Source organism: Hymenobacter miniatus (genome assembly GCF_016427455.1).
In the GTDB taxonomy this organism is placed as follows: Bacteria; Bacteroidota; Bacteroidia; order Cytophagales; family Hymenobacteraceae; genus Hymenobacter; species Hymenobacter armeniacus.
Genome location: NZ_JAELXR010000017.1, coordinates 62,808 through 77,146 on the forward strand (window position 1 = coordinate 62,808; position 14,339 = coordinate 77,146).

A 14,339-nucleotide genomic window follows, 5' to 3' on the forward strand; every position below is an offset into this window, starting at 1 on the left:
GGCACTTTTGGCGCAGCGAGACGGGCCGTTGCGTGCCGACGGCTACGTGAAAAGCCTTACACGGGCGCCTGGTCGTAGCGCTCCTCGGCCAGTCCGGGCCAGGCGCCTTCGAAGAGAAACTCGGCCAGCGGCTTGCGGGTGCGCGGGGCCAGCTCTTTTTCGCGCAGCCCATCGGGCAGGCTGGCCGGGTCGCCGGGGTAGCCGAGGGTGAACACGGCCACGGGCTCGTAGTCGGCCGGGATGCTGAAGGCCGCGCGCAGCTTGTCGGGCGAGAAGCCGGCCATTTGGTGCACCTGCAGGCCCAGCTCGGTGGCCTGAATGGCCAGGGTGGCCGTGGCCTGGCCCACGTCGTGCCGGGCCCAGGCGTTGGGGTTGCCGTCGTGCGAGAACGTGAGCTTGGCAATGCTCACGCCCAGCACGGGTGCGTTTTTGGCCCACACTTGGTTGAACTCGCCCATGCTGGCCAGGATGCCGGCAAACGCCTCCGGGCTAGTGGCTTGCGTCCCCACCAGGTAGCGCCAGGGCTGCTCGCCAAAGCACGAAGCCGCCGACGAAGCCGCGGTAAACACCTGGTGCAGGGCTTCGGGCGGCACGGGTTGCGCGCTGTAGGCGCGGGGGCTGCGGCGCTGGGCCAGCACCGGCAAAATGGGGGTTTCGAGGGCAAGCACGTTGGTGGAATCGGTCATGAGATGCGGGCAGGGAAATGAATGAGAAATTGCAAGGCCCGTAACAGACTTGGTGGGTCGAAGTTTAGGCCGGGCGCCGACGCCCGTAAAAAAGGCGGCCCGCAGTGGCATCTACAGCGCCGGCCGGCTTACCTTTCGCCGCGTTCTTAGCCCCCGTCCTCCCGTGCCCACCCCTATGCAAACCACCCCCAACGCCCCCGAAGCCCTCTTTCCCGATTCGCTGCTCGTTGAAGTGGCCTGGGAGGTCTGCAACCAGGTGGGTGGCATCTACACCGTCATCCGCTCCAAGGTGCCCGCCACCATGCCTGCCTGGGGCAACCGGTACTGCCTGCTGGGTCCGTATTTCCCCAATATGGCCCAGGGCGAGTTTGAGCCGTTCGACGACCTCACCGTGCACACCGCCTCCGACCCCTTTGGAGCGGCCGTGCGCACCATGCGCGCCCAGGGCTACGACGTGAACTACGGCACTTGGCTCGTGACGGGCCGGCCCCGCGTAGTGCTCATCAATCCCTTTCAAGCTTATCCAAAGCTCGGCGAGCTAAAGTCGGAGCTGTGGCAGCGCCACGGCATCCCGTCGCCCGATACCGACGACCTGCTGCATCAGGTCATCGCCTTCGGCCACCTCACCACCATTTTCTTCCAGCACGTGGCGGCCCAGGTGAAACCCGCGCAACGCCTGCTGGGTCATTTCCACGAGTGGATGACCGGCGTGGCCATTCCGGAACTGCGCCGCCTGCAGGTGCCCGCGCACCTGCTCTTCACCACCCACGCCACCTTGCTGGGCCGCTACCTGGCCATGAATGACCCCGATTTCTACGACCACCTCATGTGGGTGAACTGGGAAAACGAGGCCCGGCATTTTAACATCGAACCGGCCGTGAAGATGGAGCGCGCCGCTGCCCACGGCAGCCACGTATTCACCACCGTGAGCGAGCTGACGGTGCGCGAGTGCATCTATTTGCTCGACCGAATTCCGGACGCGGTGCTGCCCAACGGCCTCAACATCGAGCGATTTGTGGCCCTGCACGAGTTCCAGAACCTGCACCAGCAGTACAAGGCCAAGATTCACGAGTTCGTGATGGCGCACTTTTTCCAGTCGTATGCGTTCGACCTGGACAAGACGCTGTATTTCTTCACCTCCGGCCGCTACGAGTACCACAACAAAGGCTTCGACCTGACCCTCGAAGCCCTGGCCCGCCTCAACCACCGCCTGCAGCAAAGCGGCCTGGAAGGCCAGGTGGTAATGTTTTTCATCACGAAGCGGCCCTACACCAGCATCAACCCGCAGGTGCTGGAGCGCCGCGCTCTGCTCGATGAAGTGCACGAAACCTGCCAGGCCATTGAGCGGCAAGTGGGCGAGCGCCTGTTCTACGCCGCCGCCGCCAGCCAGGACCACAAGCTGCCCGAGCTCAGCTCCATGGTGGACGACTACTGGCGCCTGCGCTACCGCCGCACCCTGCAAACCTGGAAGACCAACACCCTGCCGCCCGTCATCACCCACAACCTGGTGAACGACCAGGAGGACGACATCCTGAACTTCATGCGCCGGGCCAACCTGCTCAACCACAAGCACGACCGGGTGAAAATGGTGTACCACCCCGACTTTGTGTCGCCGGCCTCGCCGCTGCTGGGCATGGAGTACGGACAGTTTGTGCGCGGCTGCCACCTGGGCGTGTTCCCGAGCTACTACGAGCCCTGGGGCTACACCCCGCTCGAATGCGTGGCCCGCGGCGTGCCCGCCATCACCTCCGACCTGTCGGGCTTCGGCGACTACGTGCTCGAAACCATCCCCGAGCCCGAGCAAAAAGGCATTTTTGTGGTGCACCGCCAGGAAAAATCTTTCGACGAGTCGGCCGAAGAGCTCTGCAACATGATGTGGGACTTCGTGCTGCTCAACCGCCGCGAGCGCATCATGCAGCGCAACGCCGTGGAAAGCTCCGCCGAGCTCTTCGACTGGAAAAACCTGCGCGTGCACTACGACCGGGCCTACGCGCTGGCGCTGGAACGGCAGTAAGTTGATGCCCGACTTTATCCGTGTGCCGACATGCGACTGACATTGAGCGAAAAGCTGCAAATTTTCTTTGGCAGCCTCAGTTTTCTAGCTGGCTTGGCCTTTAGCGCTACCGGAGTAGTGTTGACATGCTTTCTCTGGCCGATAGTAGATTTTTCAAGCGTGTGGTTTCTTGCCCAGCCCGTTGCGCAAACGTCGGGCATTATAACCAGCGCTAACCTTACTAGCCTCTCAGATGGCGATGATGATGAGTCCATCTGGGAAATCAACTACCGCTTTCAAAGAGCAGGCCACCTATACCAGGGCCATTCTTATTCAAGTTCGCACACCGTAGCACCAGGCACTGCGGTTCAGGTTGAGTACGTTAAAAATCAACCCCGTTTTTCTCGTATCAGCGGGACTTCTGGCGCTCCGTATCCACTATGGGCCCTAATTCCAACCATCAGTTGTCTGGTCAGCGGCCTGCAAATGCTACGTAAAGGCATTTCTTATTGCACCCAAGCCGTTGCTATTGCCGACGATATACAGGTAGCACCGGCTATTTGTGCACGCGTCAAGCCTTGTGCTTCCCGTTCAGACGATGAAGAAAAGATATTCACGGCGCACTACACGTATTTTTTTGAAGGCCGCGAATACGAATATTTACATGAAGTCTCGCTAGATGAGTTAGGAAAACTCAACGAGCAAGAAGAATTGGCGTTGCAACGCGCTGCCCCGGCCAATGCCATGTTAATTGCAAACCTACCCAGGCTAGTGCGAAACCGACTGCGATTATCTTCATTCCCTACTTAGGTTATGCGCACCAATCTTGTCGTTTTGGCCCTGTTTGCAAGCAGCCTTACCACCGCTAGCCTCGCCCACGAGTTCTGGCTCGAAGCCCCGCGCTTCCGCCTCTCGCCCGGCGCCACGGTCAGCATTCGGCCCCTCATTGGGGCCGACTTCGCCGGCAAGCCCTGGACCACCAAAGCCACCAAAGTGCTGCGCCTAGTGCGCTACGGGCCCGCCCCGGCCGACACCACCGACCTCACCCCCAAAAACGCCGCCGAAACTGACACTTTCCGCACCGGCTTCGCCTTTGCGCAGCCCGGCACCCACGTGCTGCTCATGCGTTCCACCAACTCCTTTCTTGAGCTGCCAGCGGCCGAATTCACGGCCTACCTGCGCGAAGAAGGCCTGGACTACGCCCTGAAGCTGCGCCAGGAAAACGACCAGATGGCCCAGCCCGGCCGCGAAACCTACCGCCGCTGCGCCAAAGCCTTGGTGCACGTAGGCGCCCCCGCCCCTGCCCTTGCCGACACGGCCTGGCGGCACGTCTACGGCCTGCCCCTGGAACTGGTGCCCGAGCAAAACCCCTACCGCGTGGCCACCGATAAGTCGCTCACGGTGCGGGTGCTGCGCGCCGGCAAGCCCGCGTTTGGGGCGGCCGTGCAGGTGTGGCAGCGCCAGCCGGGCGGGCTGCCCACCACGCATTTCACCACCCGCGCCAACCAAAACGGCCGAATCTTGTTACGACTATCCGGACCCGGCCCCTACCTGCTGGCGGCCGTGGACATGACGGCTGCTCCTACCCGACTGCGCGACCGCGCCGATTGGCAATCTACCTGGGCTTCGCTCACCTTTGCGGGGCCGCTTACTGCCGGGCTACGCTCCGGCGCAAAACATTAGCCGGCTTCACCCAAGATTTTGGGTTTTTTATTTACCTTCGCCGTTCCCTTACTCTCCTTGCTTACGCTGTATGAAGTACACGATTGATAAAAAAGAAAGCTACACCATCATCACCATTGAGGAGAAGAAGCTCGACACCACCGTTGCGCCCGACCTCAAATCGGAGTTCGTGAAGCTGAACGCTGAAGGCATCAACAACTTAATCCTGGACCTCACGAACGTGAAGTACACGGATTCGTCGGGCCTCAGCTCCATTCTGATTGCCAACCGGCTGTGCAACTCCACGGGCGGCCTGCTGGTGCTCACCGGCCTGCAAGACCATGTGCTGAAGCTCATCACCATCAGCAAGCTGGAGTCGGTGCTGCACATCCTGCCCACCGTGGAAGAAGGCATCGACCGCGTGTTTCTGCACGCCATCGAGCGCGACCTGACCGACAAGGAGTAGGTTTTTTTAGCTTCTAGCTATTGGCTGTTAGCTGTTAGCCTTCTTCGCGGAGTGCTACAGTCAACAGCCAATTTCTTTTCTATGGCGCCTGCATCGTCCTCCTTTTCACTTAACAGGCTAACGGCTACCCGCTAACCCTTGACTTTCGAGCTGAAGATATTGGGCTCGGCCTCGGCCACGCCCGTGGCGGGCCGCCACCCCACGGCGCAGGTGCTCACGGTGGGCGCGGCGTCCTACCTCATCGACTGCGGCGAAGGCACGCAATGGCAGATGCTGGAGCACCGCGTGCGGCCCCACCACCTGCGGGCCGTTTTCATCTCGCACCTGCACGGCGACCATTATTTTGGACTGTTTGGGCTGCTGGGCACCATGCACCTGCAAGGGCGCACCCAGCCGCTGCGCATCGTTGGCCCGCCCGGCCTCGACGAGGTGCTCATCACCCAGGCCCGCGTCTCGAACATGCACCTGGCCTTCGCCATGGAGTTTACGCCCGTGAACACTGAGGCCCACGCCGTGGTGTACGAAGACGACGCCATCAGCGTGGCCTCGCTGCCCATGCGCCACCGCATTCCGTGCGCGGGCTACCTGTTTGCAGAAAAGCCCCGTCGGGCCAACCTGCTGAAGGACAGACTTCCCGCCGGCCTGCGCCCCGAGCAGCTGGCGCGCCTGGCCCAGGGCCTCGACCTCGAAGCCGATGCCACCCAGCCCGGCCTGCGCCACGCCGACGTGGCCGGCCCGCCGCCGGTGCCGCGCCGCTACGCCTTCTTCTCCGACACGCTGTACACGCCCGCGCTGGCCGCCCTCGTTCAGGGGGTCGACTTGCTCTACCACGAGGCCACGTTTCTGGAAGACCTGCGCGAGCGCGCCGCCCAAACCCACCACAGCACTGCCCGCCAGGCCGCCCAGCTGGCCCTCGACGCGCACGCCAAACGCCTGCTGCTGGGGCACTTCTCCAGCCGCTACAAGGCACTGGAGCCGCTATTGCACGAGGCCCACGCCGTGTTCCCCCAGGCTGAGCTAGCCACCGAAGGGCTGCTGGTGAGCCTGTAACCCGCTTGTTCCCCGCCCCCGCCGACCATATTTTTTCCATGACTCCCTTCGCGCACAAAAAGCAGCAGTTGTACCTCGTGCTGAGCGGCATTTTCATCGTGAATGCGCTGCTGGCCGAAATCATTGGGGTGAAAATATTCTCGCTGCTGCCGCTGATGGGCCGCGACGACAACCTCACGGCGGGCGTGCTCATCTGGCCGGTGGTGTTCGTGACCACCGACATCATCAACGAGTATTTTGGCAAGGCCGGGGTGCTGCGCGTGAGCTACCTCACCATGGCCCTCATCCTGTTCGCCTTCGGCGTTATCTACCTCACCACCAAGCTGCCGCCGGCGGCATTCTGGCTCGATGTGAACAAGACCGACAACCTGGGCCGGCCGTTCAACATCGATTTTGCTTACCAAAGCATTTTCCGGCAGGGGCTGGGCATCATCACCGGCTCCATTGTGGCGTTTGCGGTGGGGCAGGTGCTCGATGCCACCATTTTTGCGGCCATTCGGCGGGCCACGGGCGGGCGCTTCGTGTGGCTGCGGGCCACGGGCTCCACGCTGGTGTCGCAACTCGTCGATTCGTTTGTGGTGCTCTACGTGGCGTTTTACCTGTTCGGCAACTGGAGCTTCGACCAGGTCATCTCGGTGGCCAACACCAACTACTGGTACAAATTCGCGGCGGCCATTTTGCTCACGCCGGTGCTCTACCTGGCGCATTTTCTGATTGACCGCTACCTAGGTCCGGAAGAAACGGTCGAGCTGCAGGAAGAAGCCGCGGAAAACATCAGCGTGTAATTACCCTCCTTCTTTATCACGGCATGGCTTTCAACTCTACCTTTTTTCTTGGCCTGTTTGGGCTGCTTCTGGGCACCGGCCTGCCCGGCCATGCCCAACTGGGCTTCAGCAAAGGCACCTGCACGCTCGCCAACGGCGAGCAGCTGAACGGTTCGTTTCAGCTGCGCTTGGCCACGGTGCAATCGCCCGCCATTCTGGTGTATTACGACGGCAAGCAGGAGCAGGAACTTGAACCGGCGGCGGTGAAGCGCTGCACGCTGGGCCGCCGCTCCTATGTGGTGGGCGGCAACTTTGTGGCACCCGATGAAAAAGGCGGCGTACCCGTCGACCGCGACTTTGTGGAAGTGGTGGACACCGCTGGGCGCGTGCAGGTGTTTCGCTACGAATACGAGGGCTTCTTGGGCGGCAGCCGAGGCGGCTACATCGTGCCGGCAGCTGCCTTTGCGGCCGGGCTGGGCATGGCCGGCGGCCCCATGTTTGTGCCCATGGGCAGTGGCCCCGGCTACAAGAAAACCTACATCCTGCTGCTGCGCTCCGGTGCCGGGCAGCCGCTAGTCCCCTACTCGCCCGGTCCGCGCAAGGGCCTGTTCACGCCGGCTGAGGAAAAATTCATTCTGCCCGCCGTGGGGGCCACCACGGCGTTCTTTCCCGATGACGCCGAACTGCAGAAGCGCATCGAAACCGGCAAAGTGACGCAGCTGCAGCTGCCCGCTGCCGTGCACGCCTACAACACGGGGGTTCGGCTCCCCGCCAAAAAATAGTTTTTCATGTCCCGCATCCTTACCGGCATCCAAAGCACGGGCCGCCCCCACCTGGGCAACCTGCTGGGCGCCATCCTGCCCGCCATCGAGCTGTCGAAAAACCCGGTCAACGACTCGCTCTATTTCATCGCCGACCTGCATTCGCTCACCACCGTGCGCGACCCCGAGTTGCTGCGCGCCAACACCTATGCCGTGGCCGCCGCGTGGCTGGCCTGCGGCTTCGACACCGAGAAAAACCTGTTTTACCGGCAGTCTGACGTGCCGCAGGTGACCGAACTGACCTGGTACCTGAGCTGCTTCACGCCCTACCCCATGCTGGCCAACGCGCACAGCTTCAAGGACAAGAGCGACAAGCTCTCGGACGTGAACGCCGGCCTGTTTACCTACCCGGTGCTGATGGCGGCCGACATCCTGCTCTACGACGCCGAGGTGGTGCCCGTGGGCAAAGACCAGATTCAGCACCTGGAAATTGCCCGCGACATTGCCAGCGCCTTCAACAACCGCTACGGCGAAACGCTGGTGCTGCCCCAGGCTCGCGTCGACGAGCAGCTCATGACCATTCCCGGCACCGACGGCGCCAAGATGAGCAAGAGCTACGGCAACATCCTCGACATTTTTGCGCCCGAAAAAGAGCTGCTGAAAGCCGTGAAAAGCATCATTTCGGACAGCACCCCGCTCGAAGCGCCCAAAAATCCGGACACGGACGTGACGTTCAAGCTCTACTCGCTGCTGGCCTCGCCGGCCGAGGTTGAGACGATGCGCCAGAACTACCTGGCCGGCGGCTACGGCTATGGCCACGCCAAAAAAGAGCTGTACGAGCTGATTTTGCGCCGTTTTGCGGTGGAGCGCGAACGGTTCGACTTCTACATGAACAACCTGCCGGAGCTGGACGCGGCGCTGGCCATCGGCGCGAAACGCGCCCAGGAATACGGTGCCGGCGTGCTGGCCAAAGTGCGGCAGAAAGTGGGCTACGGGAAGTAGCCCGCCGGTCATTGCTTCGTTGCGCTCGCAATGACCGGCGGGTTTACCCCTCGTGCACCTGCTGGTGCGAGAAGCTGAAGCCCACTTTGCTGCCGCGGCTCACCTGCTGGTTTTCGACTTTCTGCTTGACGCTGATTTTCTGGATTTCGGGCAGCAGCGGGGCAATGAGGTCGTTGTTGACGGCCGCAATCATGGCGCTTTCCACGAAGAGGCGCATGGCGTCGGGCGAGATGATGTTGTCCGACATGTCGTTATCGGGCAGCTCCAGCTGCTGCACGCCTTCGAGGTAGTAGTGGTTTTCGATATTGACCAGCAGGCGGCCCACCAGGTAGCCCGGGTCATTCATGCGCTGGTACTTGATGCTGTCGGCCATGAAGTTATAGGCCATGATGTGGCCGAAGAAGCGCCGCCGAAAGTCGGCGTTGACGTAGGCGCTGGGCATGGGGCCGTAGTCGTCGGGAAAGGTCACGACGTTGGAGTGCATCACGAACACCAGCAAATCGCCCGAAAACTTGATGTGAAACTCCATGTCGTTGATGGAGCGGTACTCAATGACCACGCTCGAATCGAGGGGCGTGAGCTTGCGGCTGAGCTCCACCACCAACTCCTGCGACACCAGCCGCAGGCAGTCGAAAGCCGCTTGGGTGTTGCGGTAGATGGCCTGCTTGGCCACCGACTTCTGCTTGAGGCCCTCAAAAATCTGGTCGAGGCGGTCGGCGGGCGCCTCGGTGGGCGAGCCGGCTTCGGCGGTGGGCTGGTTGTTGGTGGCCGTGGCGCCGCTGTGCCCGGCTTCGGACGGCACGCGCGCGGCGGTGGTAGCGGGCTTAGCGGCTTTGGCGGTTTTGGCTTTCTTTTTGGCCGGGGCCGGCTGCTCGGGCGCCGGCGTGGCGGCGGTTTCGGCGGGAGTGAACAGTTCGGGCTCGGTGCCCCGTTGGGTGGTTGACTTGGCCATGTGAAAAGAATTACGCCCGGAAAAACGGCGGCGCGAGAAATAAAACAACGCTCGGACGCCGCCAGCAGCGGTGCGCCGTGCTTAGGGCGTCCTGAAGGGGTACGCAACCAAGCCGGGCCATAGTTACAAGCCCGGCTCGGCCGGCGGCGGCGCGGCCAGCGCGGGCGGCGGGCCAAGAGCAGCCACGGCCGACCACCCCGAACCCTGGAAGGCCACCGTGCGCAGGCCGGCCGGGCCATTCCCGGACGCGGGCAGCAGCATGGCCGCGGCCGACGGATGCCCCAGGGCCTCTCCCACCGAGTGCACGGCGCCGGCCGGCACGCCGCGGCGCTCCAGCTCGGCCAGCAGCGCGTCGCCGTCTACGGCCCCGATGCGCTGGGTGAGCCGCGCTTCCAGCTCGGCGCGGTGCTGCACCCGGGCCGCGTTGGTTTGAAAGCGGACGTCTTCCGCCCAGGCGGACTGTTCCAGCGCCGCGCACAGCTGTCGAAACTGGCCGTCGGAACCCACGGCCAGCACCAGCTGGCGGCCGTTGGCGGCGCTATACACGGTGCCGTAGGGCACAATGCTGGGGTGGCCCGAGCCCAGCGGCTGCGGGTCGTGGCCAGTGACCAAGTACGTGGCCGCCTGATTGGCCAAGGACGCCAGCGCGCTGCTCAGCAGGTCGACCTGCACCAACGCACCCTGGCCGGTGCGCTCGCGCCGCCACAAGGCCACCAGCAGCCCTTCCTTGAGTTGGTGCGCGGCCAGCAGGTCGACCATGGCCACGGGCATTTTTTGGGGCGGCTGGCCGGCGCCGGCGGCGTTGAGGTGCATGAGGCCGGCCTCGGCCTGCAGCACGGCGTCGTAGCCGGTGCGGGGGCTGTGGGGGCCGTAGCCGGTGAGGTGGCCGTAAATCAGGCGCGGGTTGCGGGCCGATAACGTGGCGTAGTCGGCCCGTAGCTTTTCGGCGTCGCCCGGCTTGTAGCTGGCCAGCACCACGTCGGCCCCCTCGGCCAGCGCGTGCAGGGCGGCCTGCCCGTCGGCAGTGGTCAGGTCGAGCACCAGCGACTGTTTGCCCCAGTTCGACGCCGCGAAATACGCCGAAACGGAGGCCTCCGTAGTGGCCGATGCCGCGGTTTCGGCGCTGGTTTTCCAGGTGCGCGTGACGTCGCCGGCGGGGCTTTCTATTTTGAGGACCTCGGCCCCCAGCTCGGCAAAAAACTGCCCCACCTGCGGGCCTGCCAGCACCGAAGCCAGCTCCAGCACGCGCAGCTGGGCAAAGGGAGGCAACTGAGACATATGCATTGAGGCTGAAAAAAGGCAAGCCCTGCGCCGCCGCGCCCGCAAGTTAGGTCAGGCGGCGAGGTAGCCGTGGTCGCGCAGTTGCTGGCGCACGTCGCCTTCCAGCTTCAGCAGGCGGCCCTGGTGCAGCAGGTACACCACGTCGCAGAGGGGCAGCACCTCGGCGTAGCGGTGGTCGGTGATGAGCAGGCCTTTGCGCGATTTCAGGCGCTGCATTTCTTCGGCCAGGGTTTCGACGTGCACCGGCATCACGCCCGAAAACGGCTCATCGAACAGCGAAAAAGCCGTGGGCTGGTGCAACAGCAGCAGCGCCTGCACCAAACGCGCCGACCCGCCCGACAGCTCTCCCACCCGCTTGCCAAGCTGCGAACGCAGCTCCGGAAACCGGGCGGTGGCCTGGTCAACGTCCATGCCCAGTAGCCGGGCCGCCTTGGCCAGCGAGAGCGACGGCGGCACCAGCGCCTCCTGCGGCAGGTAGTTGAGTAGGCCCGGCTCGCGGAAGGCGGGCACCACGCGCCGGCCGTTCACGCGCACGGAGGCATCGGCCACGGCCCGGGCCCCGAAAACAGTTTGCAGCAGCACCGACTTGCCGCTGCCGTTGCGGCCCAACAGGCCCACAATCTGGCCGGTTTGCACCTGCAGGTAGATGCTGGCCAGCACCTGCCGCTGCCCGAACACGATGCGAATGCCATCGGCCTCCAGCACCTGCATACCAGACTGGTTTACATGGACTTTGCTCATGCCAGCACCGCGCGCAGGAGTAAAGCACCGCCCAGAAACAGCACCGCATCGAGGGCCACCACGCCGCCCCACAACCGCCGCCGCGACACGTTCAGGTTGAAATAAAACCAGTATTGCCCCGGCCGCAACTGCTCCGACAGGTACCATACCGCCGGCGCCGTGGCCAGCTTGGTGAGCATGAGCGCGGGCAGCAGGCCCTCGCCCCAGCCTTCGAGCAGGGCCGGCAGCAGCACGGCCAGCAGCATCAGCCCCGAAATGCCCAGCATAAACGGCGCCACGCTGCGGTAAAACAGGCCTACGGCCCGCAGTTGAGTGGCCAGGTTGGTCATTAAAAGCAGTTGGTTGGGCGGGCTAACGCGGCAATGCGCCAATTATTCTACCCGCCCGGTCCGCGCAAATACCGGGAAGGTGATTTCCCGCGCCCCCGGCCCCCACAGCTGCCTCAGCTCGTCGGCCACCAGGGCCGTCAGGTCGGCGCCGTGGTGCTGCCGGGCGTAGTTGGCCGCCGCCGACCACGTGCCCAGGTACCCCAGCATGTCGGCCACCGTCCACTGGCGCTTTTCGGCAAAGCGCGCGTGTTGCGCATGGGCAAACGGAAAGGGAATGCGGGCGTATTCTTCGGTGATGTGCCGGCGGTTGGCGTCCCAGTACGGCGCCGAGGTTTCGTCGTGGAAGCGGTCGAGCGCCGCGTTCAGGGCGGCGCTGTCGGTGCGGCAGAAGTTGTAGCCCCATTCGGCCAGCAAGGCGCCGGGGCGGGCCACGCGGCGCACTTCGGCGTGGTAGGCGGCGTGGTCGAACCAATGCACCGCCTGCGCCACCGTAATGAGGTCGAAGCGCTGCGGCGGGAAAGGCGTGTGCTCGGCCTGGGCCAGCTGGTAGTGCACATTGGCCCGGGGCGTGGCCTGGGCGAGCTGCGTTGAGCTGAGGTCGGTCGCATCCACGCGCACGAAGCTCTCGGCCAGCACCACGGCCACTTGGCCGTTGCCGGTGGCGCAGTCCCAGGCCCGCTCGCGGCTTTCTACCTGGGGCAGCAGCCAGTCGTAGAGTTCGGCGGGGTAGTCGATGCGGTACCGGGCGTAGTCGGCGGCCTGGGCGGAAAAACGGTCGAGCGTGGGCATGGGGCAGGCGTTGGAATTCGTAAAGAAAGTGATGTCGTGCGCAGCCGGGCTGCGCAGTGCGCAGAGACAGGCTCCGCCGTATCTTTACCTCAAATCAAGCGGTTTGCTGGCCACGGCATCACGGTCAGCCTTTTACAACTCTTATTAGCTGAACCTTGACGTTTCACGAATTCAAGCTGCACGACGACCTGCTGGCCGGCGTCGACGCCATGAACTACCAGCAGGCCACCCCCATTCAGGAGCAGGCCATCCCCAAAATCATCGAGGGCAAAGACCTGATTGCCTGCGCCCAAACCGGCACCGGCAAAACCGCCGCCTACCTGCTGCCGCTGCTCGACAAGATTTCGCACGCCAAGCACGGGCACACCACCACCCTCATTCTGGTGCCCACCCGCGAGCTGGCCACCCAGATTGATGAGCAGGTGATGGGTTTCGGCTACTACGTAGAAGCCAGCTCGATAGCCATCTACGGCGGCGGCAAATCGGAGAACTGGGAGCAGCAGAAGCGCGCTCTTACTTCGGGGGCCGACATCATCATTGCCACGCCCGGCCGCCTCATTGCCCACCTGCAAATGGGCTACGTGAAGTTCGACCAGATTAAGTACCTGGTGCTGGACGAGGCCGACAAGATGATGGACATGGGCTTTTCGGACGACATCCTGAACATTGTGCGCCAGCTGCCCAAGGAGCGCCAGACGCTGCTGTTCTCGGCTACCATGCCCAGCAAAATCCGCGACTTCTCGCAGCAGATTCTGAAGAACCCCGACGAAATCCGACTGGCCGTGTCGAAGCCCGCCGCCGGCATCGACCAGCAGTTTTACATGGCCTACGACCGCCAGAAAATCTACCTGCTCGAGCACCTCATCAAAACCCAGGACGTGCAGAGCATGGTGCTCTTCACCAGCCAGAAAGCGGCCGTGGGCGGCATCGTGAAAGCGGTGAACAAGCTGGGCGTGGAAGCCCGCGGCATTAGCTCCGACCGCACCCAGGAAGAGCGCGAGGAAATCATGCGGGCCTTCAAAAACAAGCAGTTCCCCATTCTGGTAGCCACCGATGTGCTCAGCCGCGGCATCGACATCGACTCGCTGAGCCACGTGGTGAACTACGACATCCCCCGCGCGGCCGAGGACTACGTGCACCGGATTGGTCGTACCGCCAGAGCGGCCACCAAAGGCACGGCCATCACCTTCATCTCGGACCAGGACCAAGACCGGGTGGTGAAGATTGAAAAGCTCATTGAGCGCGACATCGAGAAACAGAAAATTACCGAGCAGTTGGGCTTGGGCGAAGCGCCCGAGTTTGACCCCAAGCGCTTTGCCGGCCTGGGAGGCAAAATCGGCGGCCGCCCGGCCCGTGGTGGCCACGGCGGTGGCGGCGGCCGCGACCGTGGCCCCCGCGCCGAAGGTGACCGGGGCCCGCGCCGCGAAGGTGGCGGCCGGGATGGCGGCCGCGACGGCGGCAAGCCCCGCCGCGACGCGCCCGACCCCAAAGACCCCAAGCACCTAGAGCGTCTGGCCGCCGCCAAAAATGCCCTCGCGGCATTGGATGCCGGCCAGGCCCCGGCCGTGCCCTATCAGCGCTCGCCCCGCCCCGAAGGTGAAGAGCGCCGCGACCGGGGCCCCCGCCCCGAGCGCGCCCCTCGCCCGGAGGGCGAGGCCCGCCCGCCCCGTGAGCCCCGCGCTCCTCGTGCCGAAGGCGAAGCCCGTCCGCCCCGCGAGCCCCGGCCCGAAGGCGAGGCTCGGCCGCCCCGTGCCGAAGGCGAGCGCCGCCGCAACCGCGGTGGCCGTAACCGCAAGCGCGGGCCCAAGCCCGAAGGCGGTGATACCGCTCCCATGGCCGCCAGCCCCGCCGCCGAGTAACCGG

General features: G+C 64.0%; 15 protein-coding genes. 9 read left to right on the forward strand and 6 right to left on the reverse strand.

Features of this window, described 5'->3' with window-relative positions:
* Positions 1-56 precede the first annotated feature (56 nt).
* Positions 57-686: a nitroreductase family protein gene (locus JAO73_RS20415; protein WP_198979110.1), complete on the reverse strand. Its 630-nt coding sequence runs from the start codon at positions 684-686 to the stop codon at positions 57-59.
* Between the two features lie 175 nt (positions 687-861).
* On the opposite strand from JAO73_RS20415, the gene JAO73_RS20420 reads away from it, so the two are divergent.
* The 8 genes from JAO73_RS20420 to trpS all read left to right on the forward strand — a co-directional run bounded on the left by JAO73_RS20420 (position 862) and on the right by trpS (position 8,384).
* Positions 862-2,700: a glycosyltransferase gene (locus JAO73_RS20420; protein ID WP_198979111.1), complete on the forward strand. Its 1,839-nt coding sequence runs from the start codon at positions 862-864 to the stop codon at positions 2,698-2,700.
* Between the two features lie 30 nt (positions 2,701-2,730).
* Positions 2,731-3,489, forward strand: coding sequence for a hypothetical protein (locus JAO73_RS20425; protein WP_198979112.1), 759 nt, complete (start codon positions 2,731-2,733; stop codon positions 3,487-3,489).
* 3 nt (positions 3,490-3,492) lie between these two features.
* Entirely contained in the window at positions 3,493-4,362 is an 870-nt protein-coding gene (locus JAO73_RS20430; RefSeq protein WP_198979113.1) for a DUF4198 domain-containing protein, read from the forward strand.
* Between the two features lie 70 nt (positions 4,363-4,432).
* Positions 4,433-4,807 carry an STAS domain-containing protein gene (locus tag JAO73_RS20435; RefSeq protein WP_046246220.1) on the forward strand — a complete coding sequence of 125 codons (375 nt, stop codon included), beginning with the start codon at positions 4,433-4,435 and terminating at the stop codon, positions 4,805-4,807.
* A gap of 138 nt (positions 4,808-4,945) precedes the next feature.
* On the forward strand, positions 4,946-5,857 hold the full coding sequence (locus tag JAO73_RS20440; protein ID WP_198979114.1) for a ribonuclease Z: 912 nt from the start codon (positions 4,946-4,948) through the stop codon (positions 5,855-5,857).
* Positions 5,858-5,895: 38 nt separating this feature from the next.
* Positions 5,896-6,642 carry a queuosine precursor transporter gene (locus JAO73_RS20445; RefSeq protein ID WP_198979115.1) on the forward strand — a complete coding sequence of 249 codons (747 nt, stop codon included), beginning with the start codon at positions 5,896-5,898 and terminating at the stop codon, positions 6,640-6,642.
* A gap of 23 nt (positions 6,643-6,665) precedes the next feature.
* Positions 6,666-7,403 (forward strand): hypothetical protein, encoded by a 738-nt coding sequence (locus tag JAO73_RS20450; RefSeq protein ID WP_198979116.1) that lies wholly within the window; start codon positions 6,666-6,668, stop codon positions 7,401-7,403.
* 6 nt (positions 7,404-7,409) lie between these two features.
* Positions 7,410-8,384 (forward strand): tryptophan--tRNA ligase, encoded by a 975-nt coding sequence (gene trpS / locus JAO73_RS20455; RefSeq protein WP_190921814.1) that lies wholly within the window; start codon positions 7,410-7,412, stop codon positions 8,382-8,384.
* A 43-nt stretch (positions 8,385-8,427) separates the two neighbouring features.
* On the opposite strand, the gene JAO73_RS20460 is transcribed toward trpS, so the two are convergent.
* From JAO73_RS20460 to JAO73_RS20480, 5 genes are all read right to left on the reverse strand, one after another.
* Positions 8,428-9,336 (reverse strand): hypothetical protein, encoded by a 909-nt coding sequence (locus JAO73_RS20460; RefSeq protein ID WP_233169317.1) that lies wholly within the window; start codon positions 9,334-9,336, stop codon positions 8,428-8,430.
* 123 nt (positions 9,337-9,459) lie between these two features.
* Positions 9,460-10,614, reverse strand: coding sequence for a CaiB/BaiF CoA transferase family protein (locus JAO73_RS20465; RefSeq protein ID WP_233169318.1), 1,155 nt, complete (start codon positions 10,612-10,614; stop codon positions 9,460-9,462).
* A 54-nt stretch (positions 10,615-10,668) separates the two neighbouring features.
* Positions 10,669-11,358, reverse strand: coding sequence for an ATP-binding cassette domain-containing protein (locus tag JAO73_RS20470; protein ID WP_198979117.1), 690 nt, complete (start codon positions 11,356-11,358; stop codon positions 10,669-10,671).
* Positions 11,355-11,687 carry a hypothetical protein gene (locus JAO73_RS20475; protein ID WP_198979118.1) on the reverse strand — a complete coding sequence of 111 codons (333 nt, stop codon included), beginning with the start codon at positions 11,685-11,687 and terminating at the stop codon, positions 11,355-11,357. Before JAO73_RS20475 ends, JAO73_RS20470 begins: the two co-directional genes overlap by 4 nt.
* Positions 11,688-11,729: 42 nt before the next feature.
* Positions 11,730-12,476 (reverse strand): class I SAM-dependent methyltransferase, encoded by a 747-nt coding sequence (locus JAO73_RS20480; protein ID WP_198979119.1) that lies wholly within the window; start codon positions 12,474-12,476, stop codon positions 11,730-11,732.
* 209 nt (positions 12,477-12,685) lie between these two features.
* Between JAO73_RS20480 and JAO73_RS20485 the strand changes: the two genes are divergently transcribed.
* Positions 12,686-14,335, forward strand: a complete 1,650-nt coding sequence (locus JAO73_RS20485; protein ID WP_198979152.1) for a DEAD/DEAH box helicase — start codon at positions 12,686-12,688, stop codon at positions 14,333-14,335.
* The last annotated feature ends 4 nt before the right edge of the window (positions 14,336-14,339 follow it).

Excerpts from the sequence above, each read along its gene's own strand:
- JAO73_RS20415 (WP_198979110.1), bottom strand. The coding sequence starts at position 686 with ATGACCGATTCCACCAACGTGCTTGCCCTCGAAACCCCCATTTTGCCG.
- JAO73_RS20420 (WP_198979111.1), top strand. The coding sequence starts at position 862 with ATGCAAACCACCCCCAACGCCCCCGAAGCCCTCTTTCCCGATTCGCTG.
- JAO73_RS20425 (WP_198979112.1), top strand. The coding sequence starts at position 2,731 with ATGCGACTGACATTGAGCGAAAAGCTGCAAATTTTCTTTGGCAGCCTC.
- JAO73_RS20430 (WP_198979113.1), top strand. The coding sequence starts at position 3,493 with ATGCGCACCAATCTTGTCGTTTTGGCCCTGTTTGCAAGCAGCCTTACC.
- JAO73_RS20435 (WP_046246220.1), top strand. The coding sequence starts at position 4,433 with ATGAAGTACACGATTGATAAAAAAGAAAGCTACACCATCATCACCATT.
- JAO73_RS20445 (WP_198979115.1), top strand. The coding sequence starts at position 5,896 with ATGACTCCCTTCGCGCACAAAAAGCAGCAGTTGTACCTCGTGCTGAGC.
- JAO73_RS20450 (WP_198979116.1), top strand. The coding sequence starts at position 6,666 with ATGGCTTTCAACTCTACCTTTTTTCTTGGCCTGTTTGGGCTGCTTCTG.
- trpS (WP_190921814.1), top strand. The coding sequence starts at position 7,410 with ATGTCCCGCATCCTTACCGGCATCCAAAGCACGGGCCGCCCCCACCTG.
- JAO73_RS20460 (WP_233169317.1), bottom strand. The coding sequence starts at position 9,336 with ATGGCCAAGTCAACCACCCAACGGGGCACCGAGCCCGAACTGTTCACT.
- JAO73_RS20465 (WP_233169318.1), bottom strand. The coding sequence starts at position 10,614 with ATGTCTCAGTTGCCTCCCTTTGCCCAGCTGCGCGTGCTGGAGCTGGCT.
- JAO73_RS20470 (WP_198979117.1), bottom strand. The coding sequence starts at position 11,358 with ATGAGCAAAGTCCATGTAAACCAGTCTGGTATGCAGGTGCTGGAGGCC.
- JAO73_RS20475 (WP_198979118.1), bottom strand. The coding sequence starts at position 11,687 with ATGACCAACCTGGCCACTCAACTGCGGGCCGTAGGCCTGTTTTACCGC.
- JAO73_RS20480 (WP_198979119.1), bottom strand. The coding sequence starts at position 12,476 with ATGCCCACGCTCGACCGTTTTTCCGCCCAGGCCGCCGACTACGCCCGG.
- JAO73_RS20485 (WP_198979152.1), top strand. The coding sequence starts at position 12,686 with ATGAACTACCAGCAGGCCACCCCCATTCAGGAGCAGGCCATCCCCAAA.